The sequence below is a fragment of the Mangrovactinospora gilvigrisea genome, assembly GCF_001879105.1.
In the GTDB taxonomy this organism is placed as follows: Bacteria; Actinomycetota; Actinomycetes; order Streptomycetales; family Streptomycetaceae; genus Mangrovactinospora; species Mangrovactinospora gilvigrisea.
The window spans coordinates 1-21,267 of record NZ_MLCF01000069.1; the positions used below are offsets into that span (position 1 = coordinate 1).

Below are 21,267 nucleotides of genomic sequence, written 5' to 3' on the forward strand. Positions count from 1 at the left end.
GTGGGGTGCCGGGGCTTTGGGGCGGCGAACAGCAACCACCGCTCAGCGGAACCTTTTACGCCCGCGCCCGACCCGCCGCGGCACCCGCCCCCGCGTCGTCGCCGGCGACGGCACCGGCGGCGCCGCCCCCGACGCGTCCCCGCCGTCCAAAGCCGCGGCGCCCTCCACCGGCGCCATCCGCAGGACAACGCACTCCCGCCCCCACCGCGCCTCCAACCCGTCGACCCCGTCGCCCCCGTCGACCAGGTCGACCGCGTTCAACCGCTTCCCCTTCAGCAGCGCGACCGCCTCGTCCCACGCCGCCGTCCCCGACGGCACCCGCTCCACCGCCACCGGCAGCGTCACCAGCCGCGCCCGCGCGTCCTTGCTCCGCACGGTGAGCCACGCCTCCGACACCGCGTCCAGCCCGAAGAGCGGCTGCTCGCCGCCCGCGCCGCCCCCCACCACCAGCACACCGCCCGCACCGTCCGCAACATGCCACAGCGCGCGCGCCGCACCGTCCGCGCTCGTGCGGGCCCACACCAGCGACGACTTCCTCGCCGCCTCCTCGAACAACGCCCGCGCGAGCACCGCGTCCACCACCGCCACCACCGCCCCTGCCGCCCCTGCCGCCGCCACGTTCACGACACTAGAGAACCACGACCTACATGACCGTCCCGATGTGCCACGGCACGAACTCCTCCTCGCCGTACCCGATCTCCTCGCTCTTCGTCCGCTCCCCGGACGCCACCGCCAGCACCTTGCGGTAGATCTCCTCGCCGACCTGCTCCACCGTCGCCGAACCGTCCGCGATCCGACCCGCGTTGATGTCCATGTCGTCGGTCATGTGGTCGTACAGCTCGGTGTTGGTCGCGAGCTTCAGGCTCGGCACCGGCGCACAGCCGAACGCCGAGCCCCGCCCCGTGGTGAAGCAGACGACGTTCGCGCCGCCCGCCACGATCCCCGTCACCGACACCGGGTCGTACCCGGGCGTGTCCATGAAGACGAAGCCCTTGGTGTCGACCTTCTCCCCGTACTCGACCACATCGGCCAGCGCCGTCGTCCCGCCCTTGGCCACCGCGCCCAGCGACTTCTCCAGAATGGTCGTCAGCCCGCCCGCCTTGTTGCCGGGTGACGGGTTGTTGTCCATCGAGCCGCCGTTCTTCGCGGTGTAGTCGCGCCACCAGTCGATCCGCTCGATCAGCTTGCGGCCCACCGCCTCGCTGACCGCCCGCCGCACCAGCATGTGCTCGGTGCCGTAGATCTCCGGCGTCTCGCCGACCACGCCCGTGCCGCCCTGCCGCACCAGCCGGTCCACCGCGTTGCCGAGCGCCGGATTCGCCGTCAGGCCCGAGTAGGAGTCGGAGCCGCCGCAGTTCGTCCCGAGCAGCAGCCGCGACGCCGGCAGCGTCGTGCGGCGCGCGCGGTCCGCGATCGGCAGCATCTCCGTCAGCCGGGCGACGCCCTCCGCGACGGTCTTCTTCGTCCCGCCGATCTCCTGGATGGTGGCGGAGTAGACGGGCACGTCCTCGCGCATCCGCACGTCCGCCGTGAGCCGCTTGATCTGGTTGTCCTCGCAGCCCAGCCCCAGCACCACGAAGCCGGCGAAGTTCGGGTGCGTCAGATAGCCGCGCATCACCCGGCGCAGCACCTCCGCGCCCTCGCCGTCCGGCGCCATCCCGCAGCCGGTGCCGTGCGTCAGGGCGACGACCCCGTCGACGTTCTCGTAGTCGTCCAGCACGCCGGAGAACCGCATCCGGGCGGCGATCTGCTTGGCGGCGGTGGCCGAGCAGTTCACGGTCGTCAGCACGCCCAGGTAGTTGCGCGTCCCGACGGTGCCGTCGGAGCGCAGATAGCCCTGGAAGGTGTCCTGCTCGGCCTCCGGCAGCACCGGGGTGACCGGCACCTCCACGGCGTACTCGTACGCGCGGTCGAACTCGCGGTACTCCAGGTTGTGGACGTGGACGTGCTCGCCGGCGGCGATGTCCCGGCCGGCGAAGCCGATCACCTGGCCGTAGCGGTGGACGCGGGCGCCCGAGGCGATCGGGCGGAGCGCGACCTTGTGGCCGCGCGGCACGTCATCGCGGACGACGACCGGCGCGCCGCTCCCGTCGTCGACCTCCGAGCCCGCCGAGACATCGGAGGGCGTGATGGCGACATCGTCATCGGGACGGAGACGTATCAGGCGGGCAATGGCGGTCGAAGACATCTGCAACCTCGCACAGTGGGACGGAGCCGGGCCCAGACACCCGATGAAGGCCCTCTCCGCCGCACCCTACGCCCTCAGACTCAGACTTCGACCTTCTCCTGTGCGTCCACGGCCTTGTGCGGCTGCTCGGCCGACGTCAGCGCGCGCTGGTGCCGCCGGCCGAAGAGCGCCGAGGCGCTCGGCACCTCCAGGAAGCCCTCGGCCCGGGCGTACGCGAGGCCGATCCGCGGCACCATGCTGCTCTTCTCGAAGAGCACGAACCGCGGCTCCCAGATCGGCCGGAACTTCGCGTTCGCCCGGTACAGCGACTCGATCTGCCACCACCGCGAGAAGAACACCAGCACCGCGCGCCACAGCCGCAGCACCGGGCCGGCGCCCAGCCGCGAGCCGCGCTCGAAGACCGAGCGGAACATCGCGAAGTTCAGCGAGACCCGGCGCACCACGATCGGCGCGTCGCCCTCGACGACGGCCTCCTGCGCGGGCTGCTCCGCCTCGTCGGCCGCGTTCGGGCGGCCCTTGCCCTTCTTCTTCTGGCCCTGGCCGGCCTTGGCCGCGATCGCGTCCTTCGACCGCTGCAGCAGGTCGATCACCATGAACTCGACGAGGCCGTTCTCCGACTCGCGGTCGCGCCGCATCAGGTCCAGCGACAGGCCCTCCTCGCCCCACGGGACGAAGGAGAGCAGCGCCCGCATCCGGCCCTCGCCGTCCAGGCACTCCACCATCACGCAGCGCCCGTCGGCGTCGTCGCCGAGCCGGCCCAGCGCCATGCTGAAGCCGCGCTCCGTCTCGCCGTCCCGCCAGCGGTCGGCCTGGCGCAGCAGCTGGTCCATCTCCTCGGAGGGGATGTCCTCGTGGCGGCGGATCCGGGTGGTGTAGCCGGCCCGCTTGACGCGGTTGTAGGCCTGCCGGATGACGCGCATCGCGCGGCCGTCGAGGGTGAACTCGTCGACCTCCACCACGGCCTCGTCGCCGAGCTCCAGCGCGTCGAAGCCGAACCGCGAGTAGACGGTGCCGCCCTCCTCGCTCGCCCCGACGACACCCGGCACCCAGGCGTGCGAGCGGGCCTCGGCGAGCCATTGCTCGATCGCGCCGGGCCACGCCTCGGGGTCGCCGATCGGGTCGGCCGAGGCCAGCGAGACGCCCCCGGTGACCCGGTACGTCACCGCGGCCTTGCCGCTCGGCGAGAAGATCACCGACTTGTCGCGGCGCAGCGCGAAGTAGCCCAGCGAGTCGCGCGCGCCGTGCTTGTCGAGCAGCTCGCGGAGCTTCGCCTCCTCTTCCTCGTGCAGCATCTCCCGGCCGCGCGGCGCCCGGAACAGCACGTAGACCACGGCGAGCACCATCACCAGCGCCGAGAGGTTGATGAACAGGTCGACCCAGACCGGCACATGGACCAGCGGGAAGTCGCTGTCCGGGGCGAGGGTGATGATCCGGCCCACGGTGTACGTCACCGAGTCGATCAGCGAGACGCCCTTGAGCGAGTTGGTGATCGGCACCAGCGTCACGCCCAGCAGTACCGCCCACAGCGCCCCGCTGCCCACCACGATCAGCGCGGTGCGCGGGTTCGCCGGGTCGCCCTTGGCGTAGAACTCCCGCCGGGAGAGGACGGCCAGCACCAGCAGGCTCAGCGTGATCGCCAGCGACAGCCAGTTGAAGAGGTGGTCGCGGTACTCCGGGTAGTACATCGACCAGATGACCAGGACGCTGTACCCGCCCAGCAGGATCATCGTGGCGATCCAGCCGGCCCGCTTCTTCCGGGCGAGCATGACGGCGAAGAAGATCGCGAAGGCTGCCGAGACATAGCCGGAGGTCACCAGGAACGGCGTGTAGTAGTTGCCGTTGTTGTGGGCGTTGACCCGCTCCCGCAGGGGGTAGGACAAGGCCCCGACCAGGTTGAACGCGCCCACCAGGCGCAGGTACCAGATCAGTGCGGTGGCGCAGCGGCGCCGCCACGCGGGTGAGGGGTCGTTCGGCACCGTGGCGTCCCGTCGATCGCTCTTGTTGCTCGGCATGCTCGGCATAGGAGGTAACGCTTCTCGTTCCATCGGATTCTTCCGATTCTTCCGGTGGGCACAGTGTCCACCCGGAAGGGCACGCCGGTGGCGCCGACGTCCTTTGTGGATGACGTTTCCCGCCGTGCGCCGGTTGGCGCCGTAACAGAGCCGACGACGAACCGAAGCACAGCCGACGCACAGGTGGGGGGCCCGGAGCGGACCCGGCGGTCAGAGCCAGCCGTTCCTCTTGAAGCCGCGCCGCATCAGCAGGCAGACGGCGGCGATCCCGCAGACCACCATCGGGTAGCCGAACGACCACTGGAGCTCGGGCATGTACTTGAAGTTCATCCCGTAGAGCCCGGTGACCATGGTGGGCACCATCAGGATGGCCGCCCACGCCGACATCTTCCGCATGTCCTCGTTCTGCATGAAGCTCACCTGGGCGAGGTTGGCCTGCAGGATCGAGTTGAGCAGGTCGTCGAAGGAGGCGACCTGGTCGGTCACCCGGGTCAGGTGGTCGGCGACGTCCCGGAAGTAGTTCTGCACCTCGGGGTGCACATGCCGGGACGGGCGCTCGGAGAGCCGCTGGAGCGGGCGCTGCAGCGGCACCACCGCGCGCTTGAACTCCAGCACCTCGCGCTTGAGCTGGTAGATCCGGCCGGCCTCGGGCTTGCGCGGGTCGCGATCGGAGGAGAAGACGGCGAACTCCACGTCGTCGACGTCCAGCTGGAGCGCCTCGGTGACGGTGAGGTAGCCGTCGACCACGAGGTCGGCGACGGCGTGCAGCACGGCGGAGGGGCCCTTGGCGAGCAGTTCGGTGTCGTCCTCCAGCACATGGCGCAGCGGGCCGAGCGCGCTGTGGCCGCCGTGCCGCACCGTGATCACGAAGTCCTGCCCGGTGAAGACCATGATCTCGCCGGTCTCGACGAGCGCGTCGGTGGGCTCGTCCGGGCCGCAGGGGCTGTTCTCGACGTAGCGCAGCGTCTTGAAGACGTTGAAGAGCACGTTCTCGTAGCGCTCCAGCTTGGGGCGCTGGTGGGCGTGGACGGCGTCCTCGACGGCGAGCGGGTGGAGGCCGAACAGCTCGGCGATCCCGGCGAGTTCGCGCTCGCTCGGCTCGTGCAGCCCGATCCAGGTGAAGCCCTCGCCGTCCTCCCGGACCTTGCGCAGCGCGTCCTCCGGGGCGAGCAGCCCGGTGGTCCGGCGCCCCTCGTGGTAGACGGCGCAGTCCACGATGGCGCTGGGCGGCTCGGGCCGCACGGCCACCGGCAGGGCGGCGGACGGGGACGACGCCGGCAGGGCGGCCCGCCGGCGGGCGGGTCGAACGGCGGAACGCAGGTCTCGCATCATGGACATGGCAAGCTCCTTCGTGAGCCGGCCACCGGGGGCACCGCGACGGGGGCGGCGCGCGCATCGGCGGCGGTACGGACGGAACGTCAGTCAGTCGCTGCGCAGTCGTCGCTCTCACCGTGAAACGCCTCCGGCGGCGGACCGTCGCGGGGACGGCTCCGGATCCGGAAGCGGCAGCGGCCTTCGGCAGTGCTCTAGTGGGCGCGATGCGCGCCGAGCACCGGAACGGGAGAGCGGCCGGTACTGCAAGGTCGGCTGGTATCCACCCGCAGCCACCTCCCTCGGCCGGTCCCCAGAGGGGAAATGCTCCGTCAGGCTCGAACAGGACCGAGGGCGGCCAGCGCCGCCCGATCCAGCGGATCACCTTACCAGTTGACGGGCGTCACCCGGGGGAGTGGTCCAAATCCGTCCCCCTACCCGCGGATCGCCCCGCCCAATCCCCGCCTTACGGTGGACCCATGGCCCATCTCTCCGCCGCCGACGTCCTGGCCGCCGTCGAACGGCACCTCGTCCGCCATCTCGGCGAGCCCGACGGCCGCGCCGCCGTCACCTTCGTCGGCGCCGACCGCATCGAGGTGCTGCGCTTCCCCGCCGCCGGCGGGGGCGTCCGCTACGCCACCCTCGGCGTCTCGGCGGCACCCATGGCGGACCCGTCGGCCTTCGAGGCCGACCCGGTCCGCGGGCCGCGCGCGGAGCTGGTGCTGACCCTGCCGGCGCCCGACGACGAGGTGCTGCGCCCGCTCGCGATGATGGCCGCCACCCCGCAGGTCGAGGGGCTCGTCCTCGCCCCGGGCGGGAGGATCTCCACCGGCGCCGAGCTCTGGCCCGGGGCCGGTGCGGACGCCGTCCGCGTCGAGGCCCCGGACGCGGCGGTCCTCCCGGACCTGCCGCTCCCGGAGCCCGCCTCCCCGGTGGCCTTCCTGCCGCTGGTGCTCGCACGGTAGGGCGGCGGGCCCGGCCGCACCGGGGCGCGACGCCCTACGGCACCAGCAGCACCGGCACGTCGGTGCGGTGCGCCACACCGTCGGCGACCGATCCGACGATCAGCGACGCCACGGCGCCGTGCCGCCGGCGGCCGAGCACCAGCAGGTCCGCCCCGGCGCCCTCCACCGCGTCCATGACGGCCTGCGGCAGCAGCGGGCGGATCGACTCCGCCAGCTCGCCGTCGGCGTCCACGCCCTGGTCCCGCAGCCGCGCCACCGCGCCGTCCAGGAACTCCTTGGAGGCCGACTCCTCCTCTTCCTCGACCGCGGCGCCGATCGTCACGTCCGCCGCACGCACGTGCAGCACCCGCACCCGGGCGCCCGTCGCCTTCGCCAGACCCGCGGCCTGCTCCAGCACCCGGTCGCCCTCCGGCGTGGTGTCCAGCGCCGCCAGGATCGTCCCGTACATGCCCATCGCGAGCCCCACTCTCTGTCCACTGTCCGGTAGCCGATTGGTGACTACACCTACTTCAACACTGCGACGGCCCGGTTCATGCCCGCAAATCAGCACCGAGGGCCCGGAGTCAACGCTCCAATGGGTGATGGTTCTTGACGGCCCGGCGGCGACACGCGACCGTGGCCGCATGAGGGGCGAGCCCAGTTGCCCGCGGTGCGGAGCCCGGCTCCGCGCCCCCGGACTCTTCACCGACACCTGGCAGTGCGACGAGCACGGCCCCGTCCACCCGCTGCAGCCCGTAGTCCCGCCCAGCGTGGAGGCGCTCACCGTGGCGGTGAACCGCGCCCGCGTCCCCGTCTGGATGCCCTGGCCGCTCCCCGTCGGCTGGCTCTTCACCGGAGTCGCGCACGCCGGGGACGAGCGCACCGGCGCCCTCGGCGTCGCCATGGCCGCCACCGGGCCCGGACCGCTCGGCGGGCCCGCCGAGCTGGTGCTCGTCGCCGAGGAGCTGGGCGTCGGCCTCGGCGCCCGCTACGCCGGCATCCGCGGGCCCGACCCCGGCCCGTCCGTCCGCACCGACCGGCACCCGGACGGCAAGCTGATGGCCGCGGGCCGGCCGACCTCGCTGTGGTGCGTCCGCGACGCGCCGCCGGACCGCGCGGTCTTCGTGGGCGAGGCCCGCGGCCAGTGGCTCTGGGCGGTGCTCTGGCCCGACCACGCCGGGCTGATGATGTACGACGAACTCGTCCTCACCGACGCCCGGGACGCCGGGCCGGAGCTCGCCTTCGTGCCCTGCGGCGCGCTCTCGCCGCGCATCCTGTGAGCCGCCGCGTGTGACGATGTCCCCCATGCCCCGCATCGACCTCCACACGCACAGCAACGCCAGCGACGGCACCGACACGCCCGCGCAGCTGGTCGCCAACGCGGCCCGCGCCGGGCTGGGCGTCGTCGCCCTCACCGACCACGACACCACCGCCGGCTACGCCGAGGCCGCCGCCGCGCTCGCCGCGCTGCCCGCGGAGGCGCCGCTCGGCACCGTCGTCCCCGGCGCCGAGCTCTCCACCCGGCACGGGGAGCTCAGCGTCCATCTGCTCGCCTACCTCTTCGACCCGGCCCACGCCGAGCTGGTCCGCGAGATGGAGCTGCTGCGCACCGACCGGGTGCGGCGGGCGCGGGAGATGACCGAGAAGTGCGTCGCCCTGGGCGCGCCCATCTCCTGGCCCCAGGTGGAGCGGATCGCGGCGGGCGGGGCGGTGGGACGGCCGCATGTGGCCAGCGCCCTCGTCGAGGCGGGCGTCGTCGGCTCGGTCTCGGAGGCGTTCGTCCCCGATTGGCTCGGCGCCGGCGGCCGCGCCTACGTCCACAAGCGCGACCTGGACGCGGAGTACGCGGTGCGGCTGGTCCGCGAGGCGGGCGGGGTGCCGGTGGTGGCGCACCCGGCGGCCGCGGTGCGCGGCGGGGTGCTCACCGACGAGCAGATCGCCGCCCTCGCGGCGGTCGGCCTCGCCGGCCTGGAGGCCGACCACCCCGACCAGTCCCCGCCGGAGCGGGCCCGGATCCGCGGGCTCGCCGCCGAGCTGGGCCTGATCACCACCGGCTCCAGCGACTACCACGGCGGCCGCAAGACGATCGCCATCGGCGCGGAGTCGACCGCGCCGGAGGCCCTGGAGGCGCTGCTGGCGCAGGCCACCGGGAACAAGCCGCTCACCCGCTGACGGACGGACGAGGGGCGCCGCGCAGGTCCTGCGGGGCGCCCCTCGAAGGCGAAACTGATCGTCCGTCGGATTCCGGCTTCAGCAGCCGGCGGCGACCTTCACCGGCCGGATGTGGAGGCGGTCGCCGCTCTTGGCGGCCTGTTCCACGAGTTGCTTGGCGGTGTCGAGGTCGACCACGCTGCGGTGTTCGGCAGAGACGGCCGGGTTGTCGTCCAGGTGGGTGACTTCATAGCGCATGTCCCTCTCCCTTCCTCGGTCGTTGCGGCCCAGTGCGGACCGCGGCAGCCGGGGCTCGTGCGCGGATCAGCAGCAGCAACGGCGGCGGCGCACGGGACCCTTCGGCCAGGCGGCCACGCACGCGGTCACTGCACTGCTTCGTACGGCGGCGGGCTGCGGAACGCGCGGGGAGCGCGTCGCACTAGGACACAACCTGGCCCGGGAGGCATTCATTCCCGTCCGAGAGAAAAGATTACCTTCTCTAACGACCTGGTGTCATGTGACCAAGGTCCCCGGGCGAAAACTTTTGACGACGCGTCAGTTACGGGGGTGTTGCGCGCCCCAGAAGCGCAGCAGCAGCGCCGCCGTCTCGGCGGGGCGGTCGGCGTTGGGGGAGTGGCCGGCACCGGCGACGATGCCGCGCTCGGCGTGCAGCCGCTCGGCCATCGCCGACTGCCACGGCACGGGCCAGGCGTCGTCGGCCTCGCCGGAGAGCACCAGCTTCGGCAGCGGGACGGCGGCCAGCGCGTCCACCCGATCGGGCGCGTCGCGGAGTTGACGGCCGGTCACCTGGAGGCAGAGCGGATCGTTGCCGAGCCACCGGCGATGCAGAAACGCGTCGATCTCCGACTCCTCGCCGGCCTCGCCCTCCCGCATGAAGCCCCAGATCGTCTCCAGGTCGACGCCGCCGCGCAGCGCGTCGATGAGCATCGTCAGCTTGGCGGCGTCGCCGGCGTCGACACCGGCCGGACCGCTGGACATCAGCGTCAGCGAGCGCCACGGCGCGCTGTCGCGCAGCACGGCCTCCCGCGCGACCAGCCCTCCGAAGGAGTGCCCCAGCAGGTCCACCGGCCGCCCGCCCCCGACGGCCTCCGCGATCGCCGCCAGATCCGCGGCGAGCTCGGCCATGGCGTACCCGGCCGCGTCCCCGGCGCCGGGCGTCTCCCACTGCCCCCGCGGGTCGACGGCCACCACCCGCAGCCCGCCTTCGGCGAGCGGCGCGAGCAGCGCGATGAAGTCCTCTTTGCTCCCCGTGAACCCCGGCACCAGCACGGCGGTCCCCACCGGCGCCGACGGCTCCACCACATGCGCGGCAAACCGCCCCCGCCCGGTCTTTACCCACCCCGCCCGAGCACCCACCGGCAACACCAACGTAGGAGGCCTACTCATACCCCACACCGTATTCCCCCGCCCCAACGCCCCGCGCCCGGCCCCGACGGCTGCCATCACCACCCCGCCCCGGCCTCCCGCGGCGCTTCGCGCGCGGGCCAGGCGGCTACCGATGGCGCTGTCACCGCCCCGACCTGATCTCCCGCGGCGCTTCGCGCGCGGGCCGCGCGGCTATCGACGGCGCTGTCGCCGCCCCGACCTGATCCCCCGCGGCGCTTCGCGCGCGGGCCGCGCGGCTGTCGGCGGCTGCTGTCACCGCCCCGACGCGGCCTCCCGCGGCGCTTCGCGCGCGGGCCGGGCGGCTACCGATGGCGCTGTCGCCGCCCCGACCTGATCCCCCGCGGCGCTTCGCGCGCGGGCCGCGCGGCTGTCGGCGGCTGCCGTCACCGCCCCGACGCGGCCTCCCGCAGCGCTTCGCGCACTCGCCGCGCGGCTACCGATGGCGCTGTCACCGCCCGGACCCCGGGTGGGGTGCCGGGGTTCAGGGCGGCGAACAGTGAGCCAGTGCGGCCGTTACTCGGCCGCCGGCTTGCGGCGACGCGTGCGCTTCCGGCGCGGCTTGGCTGCGGCGTCCTCCGCAGGGGAGGCCTCCGCCGCAGCCGGCGCAGGCGTCTCCGCCGCAGCGCCGTCCTTCACGGGGACCCCGCCCCGCGTCCGCCGCCGCGGCGACCGATCGCGCGGCGCCCGCTCCCGCTCCCGCTTCGGCTCCGCAGAACCCGCCGCCGCCGGCGCACCGCGCCGACCGCCCCGGCCGGTCTCGCCGAGGTCCTCGACCGCCTCCGCGTCCAGGCCCTCGCGCACCCGCGCCGCGCGCGGCAGCACACCGGTCGCGCCCTCCGGGATCCCCAGGTCCTCGTAGAGGTGCGGCGACGTCGAGTACGTCTCCGCCGGCTCCGGGAAGCCCAGGTCGAGCGCCTTGTTCACCAGCGACCAGCGCGGCATGTCGTCCCAGTCGACGAGCGTCACCGCGTTGCCCGAGTTGCCGGCGCGCGCCGTCCGCCCGATGCGGTGCAGGTACGTCTTCTCGTCCTCGGGGCACTGGTAGTTGATGACGTGCGTCACGCCGTCGACGTCGATGCCGCGCGCCGCCACGTCCGTGGCGACCAGCACGTCCACCTTGCCGTTGCGGAACGCCCGCAGCGCCTGCTCGCGCGCGCCCTGGCCGAGGTCGCCGTGCACCGCGGCCGACGCGAACCCGCGCCGCTTCAGCTGGTCGGCGACGTCCGCCGCCGTCCGCTTCGTCCGGCAGAAGATCATCGCGAGCCCGCGGCCGTCGGCCTGCAGCACCCGAGAGACCAGTTCCGGCTTGTCCATCGAGTGGGCCCGGTAGACGAACTGCTCGACGTTGGCGACGGTCGCGCCCTCGTCGTCCGGCGAGGTGGCCCGGATGTGCGTCGGCTGCCGCATGTACTGCCGCGCCAGCGCGATCACCTGCGGCTGCATCGTCGCGGAGAAGAGCATCGTCTGGCGCTGCGCCGGCAGCAGCTTCAAGATCCGCTCGACGTCCGGGAGGAAGCCCAGGTCGAGCATCTCGTCGGCCTCGTCCAGCACCAGGGTGTGGACGCCCGACAGGTTCATCTTCTTCTGGCGCGCCAGGTCGAGCAGTCGCCCGGGCGTGCCGACGACCACGTCGACGCCCTTCTGCAGCTGCTCCACCTGCGGCTCGTAGGCGCGGCCGCCGTAGACCGCGAGCACGCGGACGTTGCGCACCTTGCCGGCCGTCTGCAGGTCGTTGGAGACCTGCACGCACAGCTCGCGGGTGGGCACCACGACGAGCGCCTGCGGGATGTCGGACGGCACGGCGCCGGGCGCCACCGTCGACCGGCCGCTCTCCGCGTCGGCCGGAACGGCCACCCGCTGGAGGAGCGGGAGACCGAAACCGAAGGTCTTTCCGGTTCCGGTCTTCGCCTGACCGATGACGTCCTTGCCGGAGAGCGCCACCGGCAGCGTCATCTCCTGGATCGGGAACGCCGTCGTGATACCGACGGCCTCAAGTGCCTCTGCTGTCTCGGGGAGAACCCCGAGCTCACGAAACGTGGACAGGATGCTGCCTCTTCCATATCGGCGGGCCGGTACCTCGACGAGGTGGGTACGACCGCGTTCCCTGCTGGTGCAGGGGATGCGCGGGACCTCCGCCCTCGTCAGGCAGCGCTTCCGGCGCCGCCTCCGGCCTGGGCGGTCGGAGCCGATCGGGGCACCGACCGGGCATCCGCTTCAAACGTCGCTTCGTACGGTTCCGTACTGGCGTCGTATTCGTGCGTTCTACTGCATGAACTGCATGTACTTCATAATTCGGCCCGCCGTCCCAAGAGCTCTCCGGCGGACCTCTTATACCACTGTACCCGCCGCACCGCTGTCGATGTGGTGACCGGGGACACGCTTGGCCCTACTCTTCGCCCATGAGCTCCGGCACGGACATCCCGTCCGACGACGAGAACACCCGCATCGGCTGGACCGAGGCGGCCGCGGACCCGGCCTACCGGGACGCCGTCCTGGAACTGCTCGGCGCCCTCGCGTACGGCGAGCTCAGCGCGTTCGAGCGGCTCGCCGAAGACGCCCGAGACGCCCCCGACCTCACCGCCAAGGCCGAGATCGCCGCGCATGCGGCGGCCGAGTTCGGCCACTTCGCCGTGCTCCGCGGCCGGCTCGCGGAGCTGGACGCCGACGTCACCGAGGCGATGCGGCCGTTCGCCGCCCCCCTCGACGAGTTCCACCGCCGCACCGCGCCCTCCAGCTGGCTGGAGTCGCTGGTGAAGGCGTTCGTCGGGGACGCCATCGCCACCGACTTCTACCGCGAGATCGCCCGCCGCCTCGACGACGACACCCGCGGGCTGGTGCTGGCGACGCTCGGCGACACCGGCCATGCCGAGTTCGCCGCCGACCGGATCTGCGCGGCGATCGAGGAGGACCCCCGGCAGGCCGGCCGCCTGGCGCTGTGGGGGCGGCGGCTGATGGGGGAGGCGCTCAGCCAGGCCCAGCGGGTGGTGGCCGACCACGACGCGCTCGCCGCGGTCCTCGCGGGCGGGGCCGGCACGGCGGAGGGCCTCGACCTCGCCGAGCTGGGACGGCTCTTCGCGCGGATCACCGAGGCGCACGCCCGCCGGATGCAGCGCCTCGGCCTCCAGCCCTGACGCGGCCTCAGCCCTGACACCGGCTCAGCGGTGGCGCGGCCTCAGCGGTGGCGCCGGGTCACCGCCCCGTCGGGACGGGAGGCGACGCACACCAGCAGCACCGCGGCCGCGGCCGCGCCCAGGAAGGCCAGCGCGCCCCCGAGCACCACCCGGGAGACGATGCCGCCGCAGACCGCCGCCACCAGGCCCGTCGCCGCGGCCATCCGCGGCCGGTCGCCGAACCGCCTCGGCGCGACCCGTGCCGCGGCCAGCCCGACCAGCAGCCCCAGTACGGCGAAGAGGGGAATCTCCCACGTCATCGCGGTACCTCCCATCCAGCCGGCGGTGTCTGTCCCCGGGACCATTCCCCATGGATCTCCCTGTCATGCAGCCGTCGACCCGGCGTCAGCCGCGGGAGTGGTACCCGCTGATGGGTAGGGTGTGCCCGTACGCGCGGCACTGTCGAATCGGGCCGCTGCCCCCAGGACCCCCAGGAGGGAAGGAAGCCATGGAGGTAAAGATCGGCGTGCAGTATGCGGCCCGAGAGATCGTTCTTGAGAGCGCGCAGTCTGCCGAAGAGGTCGAGAAGGCGGTCGGCGAGGCGCTGACCGGCAAGGGCAAGCTGCTGGAGCTGACGGACGAGAAGGGCCGCAAGGTCCTCGTGCCGTCGGACAAGCTCGCCTACGTGGAGATCGGCGAGCCCGGCCCCCGCAAGGTCGGCTTCGGCACCATCTAGGCCCGCTCGGCCCCGAAGGGGCGCGGGGGACGGCGCGAGTGACCAAGGCTCGGCCGCACGACGGCAGGCGCCCCCCCCGCGCCCCCGCGGCGCCCCTCGGGCCCGCTACTTCTCGGGGTGCAGCGGGAAGCCCGCGATCCCCCGCCAGGCCAGCTGGCTCACCATCTCGGCAGCGGCCTCCCGCGGAATCGCGCGGTTCTCCGCGAGCCAGTACCGCGCCGTGATCTGCGCCGCCCCGGTCAGGCCGGTGGCCAGCAGCATCGCCTGGTCGCGCGGGCGGTCGGTGTCCTCCGCGATGACGTCCGCGACCAGCTCCGCGCAGCGCCGGTTGGCCCGGTCGAGGATCTCCCGGACGGCCGGCTCGTTCGTCAGGTCCGACTCGAAGACCAGGCGGAACGCCCCGCCCTCGTCGTCGATGAACTCGAAGTACGCGCTCATCGTGCTGTCGACGCGCTGCTTGTTGTCGGTGGTGTCCTCCAGCGCCTTGCGCACCTTCTCCACCAGACGCTCCGTCTGCTGCTCCATGAGCGCCAGGTAGAGGTCCAGCTTCCCGGGGAAGTGCTGGTAGAGGACGGGCTTGCTGACGCCGGCCCGCTCGGCGATGTCGTCCATCGCCGCCGCGTGGTAGCCCTGCGCCACGAAGACCTGCTGCGCGGCGCCGAGGAGCTGATTGCGGCGGGCGTGCCGCGGCAGGCGGGTGCCCTTCGCGCCGCCCTGCCCCGCGGGGGACGGGCTGGTGGGCAGTGTCTCCGCATCCCGAGTGGCCGCCACGGCGATCCTCGCTTCACGTCAAAGGTCCGGTCGAAGCCCCCATCCTACGTTTGGGTAACCGGGCTGTGCCCCCCTCGTTCGCAACTGACCGCTAAATTGCGGCCGGGCGCAGCCGCATGCAGACGCATTCAGCCGCGTTCAGCGGTACTCGTCCTCGTCCAGCTCGACCGCGCGGTCCTGGTCGGCCGCGTCCGCCGGGTCGACCTCGAGGCCGACCTCGCCGCCCCGCGGGCCCGACTCCGGCGCGCCCAGGGCGTCCCGGTGCTGCTCGGCGGCGTCGGCCTCGGGTGCTTCCATGTCCCGGTCTCCCTGTTCGTCCTCGAGGGCGGACTGGTACTCGTCGGGGTCGGGCGGGGTGCTGCCGCGCTCGTCGCGCTCGTCGTCCTGGGGTGCTCCGGCCATCTGCGCCTCCGTGGGTCCTGCTGGTGAGGGTAGGAGCAGAGGGCCTCCGAGCGGGAGCAGGCGCGCCGCCCGAACACGGGTAGCACGGCGCAACGGATGAACGCCCGGTTGGTCACCCGGTTTCACTCCTTTTGGTGGGTCGAGGGCCGACCCGGCACGTCTGCCCCGATCGCGGACATACCGTCCTTCGGTGCAGCCGCGCACGTGAGGTCCACGTGGGGACGCTGACGCGGGAGGGGCGTGCATGAGGGTTCTGCTGCTTGGAGCGGACGGGTTCATCGGCAGCAGGGTGGCGGACCTGCTGCTTGCGGACCCGTCGGTCGAGCTCGTGGTGCTGGGCAGACGGGATTCCTCCGACATCCGCTTCGACCTGGCGACCGGGAGCCCGGGCGCGCTGGTGCCGTTCCTCGACGCCGTGGCGCCGCGGGCGGTGGTCAACTGCGTGGGCGCCACCCGCGGTCCGGCGCGCACCATGGTGCGCGCCAACACCGTGGCGGTGGCGACGCTCTGCGAGGCGATGCGCCGCAGCCGGCACGCGGCCCGGCTGGTGCATCTGGGGTCGGCGGCCGAGTACGGCTCGGCCCAGGTCGGGGTGGCGATCTCGGAGGACGCGGAGCCGCAGCCGACGGGCGCCTTCGCGACCGCGAAGCTGGCGGGGACGGAGCTGGTGCTGGGTTCCGGGCTGGACGCCGTTGTGCTCCGGCTCTTCACGGTGACGGGGCCGGGCACGCCCCGGCACAGCCCGCTGGGGCGGATCGCCGAGGGCCTGAGGTCGGCGATGCAGAGCGGCGAGCGCCATCTCGACGTGCCGGATCTCTCCGGCTTCCGCGATTTCGTGGACGTCCGCGACGTGGCGCGCGCGGTGCGGGCGGCGATGGTCTCGGCGGCCGGAGGGGTCGTCAACATCGGCAGCGGCAGCCCCACCCGGATGAGGGCGGCGGCCGGCCTGCTGGCCCGCTCGGCGGGGTGGACGGGCCGCTTCCGGGAGGAGGGCGGGCTGCGTCCGCCGGTCCCCCCGGTGCGGCACCCGGGCCATGCCCCGGCGGCCGGGCACCACCACGGCCCCGGCCACCACGAGGACCTGGTGTGGCAGCAGGCCGACATCCGCACCGCGCGGGAGCGGCTGGGCTGGCGGCCGCGCATTCCGCTGGACGAGTCGGTGGCCGATGTGTGGATGGAGGCGGCATGCCGGATCTGACGTCCGGGGCGGGTTGGGGAGATTTCACGCAGCACGGCTGGGGCCGGAGGGGGACGGGCTCCGATGCGGCCCGGCCGCATCCGGCGCTCGGTTTACCGCATCAGCACTCCCGCGAGGAGCCCGCGCCGGCGCAGCCGCCCGGTCAGCCCGCGTCCGCCCCGGTGGAGGGGCTGCCGCCGCTGCCCCCGCGGCTGCGCATGGGGGTGCCGGCGTATGCGCATCCGCTGCTGGCGCCGGTGGAGTGGTCGGAGCTGGCGCGGCCCAACGTCCCGCTGGACTGGGTGGCCGTCAATGTCTGGAACGGGCCGGGCACCCGCCCGGATCCCGCCGTTCGGGACGCGGTGACCGCACTGCGGGACGCGGGCGTCCGGCTGCTCGGCTACCTGGACACCGGCTTCGGCCAGCGCCCGCACTCCGAGCTGATGGCCGACGCGGGGCGCTTCCGCGCCTGGTACCGGGTGGACGGCTACTTCCTCGACCAGGCGGCGTCCGGCGCGGCCGCGCTCGGCTACTACCGGGCGCTGACGGGCGCGCTGCGCGCGGAGGGCGCCTCCCCGCTGGTGCTGAGCCCCGGCATCCACCCGTACCCGGGCTATGTCGAGCTCGCCGACCAGCTGGTGACGTTCGACGGCCCGTGGTCGGTGTACCGCTGGGCGCAGCTGCCGGACTGGGTGGACGCGTACCCGGCGGAGCGGTTCTGCCACCTGGTGCACGGCGTCCCGGTGCAGCACCTGGAGACGGTGCTGCGGATGGCGCGCTGGCAGGGGGCGGGCACGGTCTTCATCACGGACCGCACGGGCTGCGACCCCTGGGCGGGCCTGCCGTCCTACTGGCACGCGGAGTTGACGATGCTCTACCGGTGAGGGCGCCGCCGGGGTCTCGCCCGGCGTCTCACCAGATGTCTCACCCATCGGACCGGGGGTCGGGGAACAGCGCGGCGCGTGGCAGTGTTGGGACGGAGAACCGCGCCCGAGCTGTGTCAACGGAGGCTCATGTGTCCCTGCCACCCCTGGTCGATCCGGCCCCCGAGCTGACCGTCGACGAGGTCCGACGGTATTCGCGCCACCTGATCATCCCGGATGTGGGGATGGACGGGCAGAAGCGCCTGAAGAACGCGAAGGTGCTGTGCGTGGGCGCGGGCGGCCTCGGCTCCCCGGCGCTGCTCTACCTCGCCGCGGCGGGCGTCGGCACGCTCGGCATCGTCGAGTTCGACGAGGTCGACGAGTCCAACCTGCAGCGGCAGATCATCCACGGCCAGTCCGACATCGGCCGCTCCAAGGCGCAGTCCGCGGCCGACTCGATCCACGAGGCCAACCCGTTCGTCAACGTCGTGCTCCACGAGGAGCGCCTCGACAACGACAACGTGATGGAGATCTTCGCCCAGTACGACCTGATCGTCGACGGCACCGACAACTTCGCCACCCGCTACATGGTGAACGACGCCGCGGTGCTGCTCGGCAAGCCCTACATCTGGGGCTCGATCTACCGCTTCGACGGCCAGGCGAGCGTCTTCTGGTCCGAGTACGGGCCGTGCTACCGCTGCCTCTACCCGGAGCCCCCGCCGCCCGGGATGGTCCCCTCCTGCGCCGAGGGCGGCGTGCTGGGCGTGCTCTGCGCGTCCATCGGGTCCATCCAGGTCAACGAGGCCATCAAGGTGCTCACCGGGATCGGCGATCCGCTGGTGGGCCGTCTGATGATCTACGACGCCCTGGAGATGACGTACCGCCAGGTCAAGGTCCGCAAGGACCCCGACTGCCCGCTGTGCGGCAAGAACCCGACGATCACCGACCTGATCGACTACGACGCGTTCTGCGGCGCGGTCTCGGAGGAGGCGGAGGAGGCCGTCAAGGGCTCCACCATCACCCCCAAGCAGCTGAAGCAGTGGCAGGACGACGGCGAGGACATCTTCCTCGTGGACGTCCGCGAGCCCAACGAGTACGAGATCGTCTCCATCCCCGGGGCGACGCTCATCCCCAAGGGCGAGTTCCTCTCCGGCGAGGCGTTCTCCAAGCTGCCGCAGGACAGGAAGGTCGTCCTGCACTGCAAGGTGGGCGGGCGCTCCGCGGAGGCGCTGGCGGCCGTCAAGGCGGCCGGCTTCCAGGACGCGGTCCACCTCGGCGGCGGCATCCTCGCCTGGATCAACCAGATCGAACCCGACAAGCCCGCGTACTGAGCACCGGGCGCCCCGGCGCCCGTTCGCCCTGCGCAGCAGGGAGAACGGGCGCCGGGGCGTGGTCGGCAGGACCGCGACCACAGCGAAGCGTCAGAGCATCTGCTTGCGCTGCAGCCAGTTGAAGCAGAACCACCCCGGCAGGATCGGCAGCCAGAACGTCATCAGCCGGTAGAGCAGCACCGCCGCGGTGGCCACATCCCGCGGCACCCCGCCGATCGTGACGAGCGCGGCGATCAGCGCCGTCTCGACCGTCCCGATCCCGCCCGGCGTCGGAACCGCCGACCCCACCGCGTTCCCGGCCAGGTAGACCACCGCGCAGGCGACGAAGTCGATGTGCCCGCCGAACGCGTACACGGACGTGTATAGGCAGCCGACGAACCCGGCCGTCAGCACCATCGTGCCGCCCACCCCGGTGAGCAGCTTCTGCGGCCGCTGGACGATGTCCAGCATCCGCGGCAGCACCCCGACGAACATCGGCCGGACCCGGGAGAGCATCCAGCGGCGCAGCGGCGGTATGGCCACCAGCATCAGCGCGATCAGCAGCACCGCCGCCACCGCGATCAGGATCGTCCCGGTGGACGGCAGGTCGGAGGACTGCGTCCCGGAGACCACGCCCAGCACCAGCAGCATGATCATGTGGATGACCGAGCCGGACATCTGCGAGGCGCCCACGCTGGCCACCGCCAGCCCCGGGCGGACGCCGTTCTTCTGCAGGTACCGCGTGTTCAGCGCCGCCCCGCCGACCAGCGCCGGCAGCACCACCTTCACGAACGAGGCCGCCACCTGGACCATGAAGGCCGGTATCCGCGGCACCCGCTCGGGGACGTAGCCCACCATGTTCATCGTCGCGCCGATGTACGTCATGAACGCGCAGAACGCCGCGAACAGCGCCCACTTCCAGTCGGCGTCGGTGAAGACGGTGGTGAGGTCGATCCTCGCCAGCGAGGGCAGCAGCAGATAGGCGGCCACCGCCAGCGCCACGAACGAGATCATCGTGCGGGCCTTGATGCGGGCCAGCCGCACCGGCTCCACCGTCGCCGCCGGCTTCAGCAGCAGCACCTGGTGGCGGATCTGGGAGAGCAGGTCGCGCGGCTCCTGCTCGGCCTCCAGCTCCGCCTCGACCTCCTCGTCGATGCGGTTCTCCGCCTCGGCGGTGGTCTCGGCCGACGCGGTCCGGCGCAGCTTCCGCAGCTGCTCCTTCTCCTTCTCGCGCCGCTCCTTGGCCTCCCGGGCGATCCGCTCGGCGCGCTCCCGGCGCTCCGCCGCGAACAGCTTGTTGAGCTGCTTGAGCTCCGTGCGGGTCTCGCGGGAGAGCGCCACCGGCTGGAGCACCGGGATCGCCGCGGCAACGGTGTCCGCGCCCATCACGGCGGCGGCCGCCGCGACCGAGCGCTCGGCGCCGACCCGCAGCGCCAGCGTGCAGAGCAGCTCGGCGATGTCCATGCGCAGCACCAGGTCCCCGGCGGCGATCTCGCCGTTGCGGAGGTTGGTGAGCCAGGGGCGGCCGTCCGGCGTCAGCAGGATCGACTCTGCGACGAGGCCGCGATGGGCGATGCGGCGCTCGGCGAGGCCGCGCACCTCCCGCCAGATGCCGCGCAGCAGGTCGTCGGTGAGCTCCTCGTCGGGCACCTGGGTGAGCGGCAGCGCGTCGAGGCGGCGGTAGACGAGCATCACCGCGTCGGGGCCCAGCTCGGCGGTGGCGATCAGCTCGGGGACGCGCACCCCGGCCGCCGTCGCCGCGTAGGAGACCAGCGCCTCGTGCTCCAGCGTCTGACGCAGCGACAGCAGGCTGCGGCGCGGCAGCAGCACCCGCAGCTGGATGCGACGCCACAGCCGGTAGAAGAAGCTGGACGCCTGCTGCTCGCGGTCGATCACATTGACGAGCAGGGCGTGGTCGTCGGGTACCGCGACGCCCTGGCCGGCCTCGCCGCGCTCTCCGCCGTCGGCGTCCTCGGCATCATCGGCGTCCTCGGCGCCGTCCGGCGCGCAGGCGACCAGGTAGCGGCGGGTGTCGTCCGGGGCGTCCGGCGCCCGGTAGGCGGCGGTGGGACGGAAGCCGAGCCGGCGGAGCCCGGCCAGCAGCATCGTGCCGGTCGGGCGGACGTTGGGCGCGCCCACCGCGTAGAGCGTCCCGAAGGCCATCGCCCAGCCCAGCAGGACGGTGACGACCAGTGACATCGCGGTGTTCTCGAAGCTGATGAGCGCGGTGGCCGCGTCCAGGACGATGACCACCCACAGCACGATCCGCCAGCGCGGCCGGCGGCTCAGCCCCACCGCGCTCATGAAGGCGAGCACCGGGGCGAGGTAGCCGTGCACCGCGGCGGTGGCGCCGCCCCCGGCGGTCGGGTAGGTCAGCGCGCTCACCACGGAGGAGGGGGCGGCGTCCCGCACCCACAGGTTCACCGCGAGGGCGGCGCCGTGCGCGAGGACGGCCGCCAGCACGCCGTCCGCGACGCGCAGCCCGTCACGCTTCACCAGCCGTTCGACGGCGAAGGCGATCGGCACCACCAGCAGCGCCACCCCGGAGGCGAAGCCGATCACCGCGGTGGTGATGTGGCTCTGCGAGGTGAGGCCGCGCAGCACCTCGCTCTGCTGCACGTCGCTCTGCAGGCCGGCGGTGGTGGCGGTGGCGAAGCTGGTGAGGAAGAAGGCGAGGGCCAGCGCGAGCAGGCCGATGACGAAGCGGATCAGGTCGGCGGGACGGTGCACGCGGGCCGGCAGCAGCGGCTCGTCGACGGACACGTCGGACGGGCCGAGCGGCACCCCGGTGGCGCCCCCCGGCGTCCGCGGCTGCACGCCGCCCGCCTCGTCGTCCGCTGGCTGGTTCACGCGGTCCTGTTCCGTCGTCACACCCTGGGCCCGTG

At 73.0% G+C, this 21,267-nt stretch carries 19 protein-coding genes and 1 pseudogene; 8 read left to right on the top strand and 12 right to left on the bottom strand.

Annotated elements, in window-relative coordinates:
• Window positions 1-42: 42 nt before the first annotated feature.
• From BIV57_RS13960 to BIV57_RS13975, 4 genes are all read right to left on the bottom strand, one after another.
• Window positions 43-618, bottom strand: a complete 576-nt coding sequence (locus BIV57_RS13960; RefSeq protein ID WP_245797657.1) for a hypothetical protein — start codon at window positions 616-618, stop codon at window positions 43-45.
• A gap of 25 nt (window positions 619-643) precedes the next feature.
• A complete protein-coding gene (locus BIV57_RS13965) occupies window positions 644-2,188 on the bottom strand; it encodes a UxaA family hydrolase (protein ID WP_071657113.1) in 1,545 nt (514 codons plus the stop codon).
• An 80-nt stretch (window positions 2,189-2,268) separates the two neighbouring features.
• Window positions 2,269-4,200, bottom strand: coding sequence for a phosphatidylglycerol lysyltransferase domain-containing protein (locus tag BIV57_RS13970; protein WP_079170316.1), 1,932 nt, complete (start codon window positions 4,198-4,200; stop codon window positions 2,269-2,271).
• A 210-nt stretch (window positions 4,201-4,410) separates the two neighbouring features.
• Window positions 4,411-5,538, bottom strand: a complete 1,128-nt coding sequence (locus tag BIV57_RS13975; RefSeq protein ID WP_071657115.1) for a magnesium and cobalt transport protein CorA — start codon at window positions 5,536-5,538, stop codon at window positions 4,411-4,413.
• Window positions 5,539-5,990: 452 nt separating this feature from the next.
• Here BIV57_RS13975 and BIV57_RS13980 point away from each other — a divergent pair.
• Window positions 5,991-6,464: pseudogene (locus BIV57_RS13980) on the top strand (suppressor of fused domain protein); the annotation flags it as partial.
• A 46-nt stretch (window positions 6,465-6,510) separates the two neighbouring features.
• On the opposite strand, the gene BIV57_RS23560 reads toward BIV57_RS13980, so the two are convergent.
• Entirely contained in the window at window positions 6,511-6,942 is a 432-nt protein-coding gene (locus BIV57_RS23560; RefSeq protein ID WP_175548755.1) for a universal stress protein, read from the bottom strand.
• A gap of 157 nt (window positions 6,943-7,099) precedes the next feature.
• On the opposite strand from BIV57_RS23560, the gene BIV57_RS13990 reads away from it, so the two are divergent.
• Both BIV57_RS13990 and BIV57_RS13995 read left to right on the top strand, forming a co-directional pair.
• Window positions 7,100-7,735 (top strand): DUF6758 family protein, encoded by a 636-nt coding sequence (locus BIV57_RS13990; protein ID WP_071657117.1) that lies wholly within the window; start codon window positions 7,100-7,102, stop codon window positions 7,733-7,735.
• 25 nt (window positions 7,736-7,760) lie between these two features.
• A complete protein-coding gene (locus tag BIV57_RS13995; protein WP_071657118.1) occupies window positions 7,761-8,627 on the top strand; it encodes a PHP domain-containing protein in 867 nt (288 codons plus the stop codon).
• Window positions 8,628-8,705: 78 nt separating this feature from the next.
• Here BIV57_RS13995 and BIV57_RS25185 read toward each other — a convergent pair whose 3' ends face one another.
• The 3 genes from BIV57_RS25185 to BIV57_RS14005 all read right to left on the bottom strand — a co-directional run bounded on the left by BIV57_RS25185 (window position 8,706) and on the right by BIV57_RS14005 (window position 11,966).
• Window positions 8,706-8,864, bottom strand: coding sequence for a hypothetical protein (locus BIV57_RS25185; RefSeq protein WP_175548756.1), 159 nt, complete (start codon window positions 8,862-8,864; stop codon window positions 8,706-8,708).
• Between the two features lie 297 nt (window positions 8,865-9,161).
• A complete protein-coding gene (locus tag BIV57_RS14000; RefSeq protein ID WP_071657119.1) occupies window positions 9,162-10,013 on the bottom strand; it encodes an alpha/beta fold hydrolase in 852 nt (283 codons plus the stop codon).
• A gap of 513 nt (window positions 10,014-10,526) precedes the next feature.
• Window positions 10,527-11,966 carry a DEAD/DEAH box helicase gene (locus BIV57_RS14005; protein ID WP_419185709.1) on the bottom strand — a complete coding sequence of 480 codons (1,440 nt, stop codon included), beginning with the start codon at window positions 11,964-11,966 and terminating at the stop codon, window positions 10,527-10,529.
• Between the two features lie 446 nt (window positions 11,967-12,412).
• Between BIV57_RS14005 and BIV57_RS14010 the strand changes: the two genes are divergently transcribed.
• Window positions 12,413-13,144: a ferritin-like fold-containing protein gene (locus BIV57_RS14010; RefSeq protein ID WP_071657120.1), complete on the top strand. Its 732-nt coding sequence runs from the start codon at window positions 12,413-12,415 to the stop codon at window positions 13,142-13,144.
• A gap of 41 nt (window positions 13,145-13,185) precedes the next feature.
• Here BIV57_RS14010 and BIV57_RS14015 read toward each other — a convergent pair whose 3' ends face one another.
• Window positions 13,186-13,443: a hypothetical protein gene (locus BIV57_RS14015; protein ID WP_071657121.1), complete on the bottom strand. Its 258-nt coding sequence runs from the start codon at window positions 13,441-13,443 to the stop codon at window positions 13,186-13,188.
• 188 nt (window positions 13,444-13,631) lie between these two features.
• Here BIV57_RS14015 and BIV57_RS14020 point away from each other — a divergent pair, with 188 nt between their 5' ends.
• Window positions 13,632-13,859, top strand: a complete 228-nt coding sequence (locus tag BIV57_RS14020) for a DUF3107 domain-containing protein (protein WP_071657122.1) — start codon at window positions 13,632-13,634, stop codon at window positions 13,857-13,859.
• A 105-nt stretch (window positions 13,860-13,964) separates the two neighbouring features.
• Here BIV57_RS14020 and BIV57_RS14025 read toward each other — a convergent pair whose 3' ends face one another.
• Both BIV57_RS14025 and BIV57_RS14030 read right to left on the bottom strand, forming a co-directional pair.
• A complete protein-coding gene (locus BIV57_RS14025; RefSeq protein WP_071657131.1) occupies window positions 13,965-14,603 on the bottom strand; it encodes a TetR/AcrR family transcriptional regulator in 639 nt (212 codons plus the stop codon).
• Between the two features lie 165 nt (window positions 14,604-14,768).
• Complete coding sequence (locus BIV57_RS14030) at window positions 14,769-15,032, bottom strand: hypothetical protein (RefSeq protein WP_071657123.1); 264 nt, start codon at window positions 15,030-15,032, stop codon at window positions 14,769-14,771.
• Window positions 15,033-15,276: 244 nt separating this feature from the next.
• Here BIV57_RS14030 and BIV57_RS14035 point away from each other — a divergent pair, with 244 nt between their 5' ends.
• The 3 genes from BIV57_RS14035 to moeZ all read left to right on the top strand — a co-directional run bounded on the left by BIV57_RS14035 (window position 15,277) and on the right by moeZ (window position 18,403).
• Entirely contained in the window at window positions 15,277-16,230 is a 954-nt protein-coding gene (locus BIV57_RS14035; protein ID WP_071657124.1) for an NAD-dependent epimerase/dehydratase family protein, read from the top strand.
• Complete coding sequence (locus tag BIV57_RS14040) at window positions 16,218-17,093, top strand: spherulation-specific family 4 protein (RefSeq protein ID WP_245797658.1); 876 nt, start codon at window positions 16,218-16,220, stop codon at window positions 17,091-17,093. The genes BIV57_RS14035 and BIV57_RS14040 overlap by 13 nt, the downstream gene beginning before the upstream one ends.
• A 131-nt stretch (window positions 17,094-17,224) precedes the next feature.
• On the top strand, window positions 17,225-18,403 hold the full coding sequence (gene moeZ / locus BIV57_RS14045) for an adenylyltransferase/sulfurtransferase MoeZ (protein ID WP_071657125.1): 1,179 nt from the start codon (window positions 17,225-17,227) through the stop codon (window positions 18,401-18,403).
• Between the two features lie 90 nt (window positions 18,404-18,493).
• Here the strand turns inward: moeZ and BIV57_RS14050 are convergent, their stop codons facing one another.
• Window positions 18,494-21,232 (bottom strand): lysylphosphatidylglycerol synthase transmembrane domain-containing protein, encoded by a 2,739-nt coding sequence (locus BIV57_RS14050; RefSeq protein ID WP_245797659.1) that lies wholly within the window; start codon window positions 21,230-21,232, stop codon window positions 18,494-18,496.
• Window positions 21,233-21,267 lie beyond the last annotated feature (35 nt).

Bases quoted from the DNA above. Each gene is read 5' to 3' on its own strand.
- BIV57_RS14005 (WP_419185709.1), bottom strand. From the start codon at position 11,966: ATGACGCTGCCGGTGGCGCTCTCCGGCAAGGACGTCATCGGTCAGGCG.
- BIV57_RS13965 (WP_071657113.1), bottom strand. From the start codon at position 2,188: ATGTCTTCGACCGCCATTGCCCGCCTGATACGTCTCCGTCCCGATGAC.
- BIV57_RS25185 (WP_175548756.1), bottom strand. From the start codon at position 8,864: ATGCGCTATGAAGTCACCCACCTGGACGACAACCCGGCCGTCTCTGCC.
- BIV57_RS14040 (WP_245797658.1), top strand. From the start codon at position 16,218: ATGCCGGATCTGACGTCCGGGGCGGGTTGGGGAGATTTCACGCAGCAC.
- BIV57_RS13975 (WP_071657115.1), bottom strand. From the start codon at position 5,538: ATGTCCATGATGCGAGACCTGCGTTCCGCCGTTCGACCCGCCCGCCGG.
- BIV57_RS14035 (WP_071657124.1), top strand. From the start codon at position 15,277: ATGAGGGTTCTGCTGCTTGGAGCGGACGGGTTCATCGGCAGCAGGGTG.
- BIV57_RS14010 (WP_071657120.1), top strand. From the start codon at position 12,413: ATGAGCTCCGGCACGGACATCCCGTCCGACGACGAGAACACCCGCATC.
- BIV57_RS14015 (WP_071657121.1), bottom strand. From the start codon at position 13,443: ATGACGTGGGAGATTCCCCTCTTCGCCGTACTGGGGCTGCTGGTCGGG.
- BIV57_RS13995 (WP_071657118.1), top strand. From the start codon at position 7,761: ATGCCCCGCATCGACCTCCACACGCACAGCAACGCCAGCGACGGCACC.
- BIV57_RS14000 (WP_071657119.1), bottom strand. From the start codon at position 10,013: ATGAGTAGGCCTCCTACGTTGGTGTTGCCGGTGGGTGCTCGGGCGGGG.
- BIV57_RS13970 (WP_079170316.1), bottom strand. From the start codon at position 4,200: ATGCCGAGCAACAAGAGCGATCGACGGGACGCCACGGTGCCGAACGAC.
- BIV57_RS14030 (WP_071657123.1), bottom strand. From the start codon at position 15,032: ATGGCCGGAGCACCCCAGGACGACGAGCGCGACGAGCGCGGCAGCACC.
- BIV57_RS14020 (WP_071657122.1), top strand. From the start codon at position 13,632: ATGGAGGTAAAGATCGGCGTGCAGTATGCGGCCCGAGAGATCGTTCTT.
- BIV57_RS13990 (WP_071657117.1), top strand. From the start codon at position 7,100: ATGAGGGGCGAGCCCAGTTGCCCGCGGTGCGGAGCCCGGCTCCGCGCC.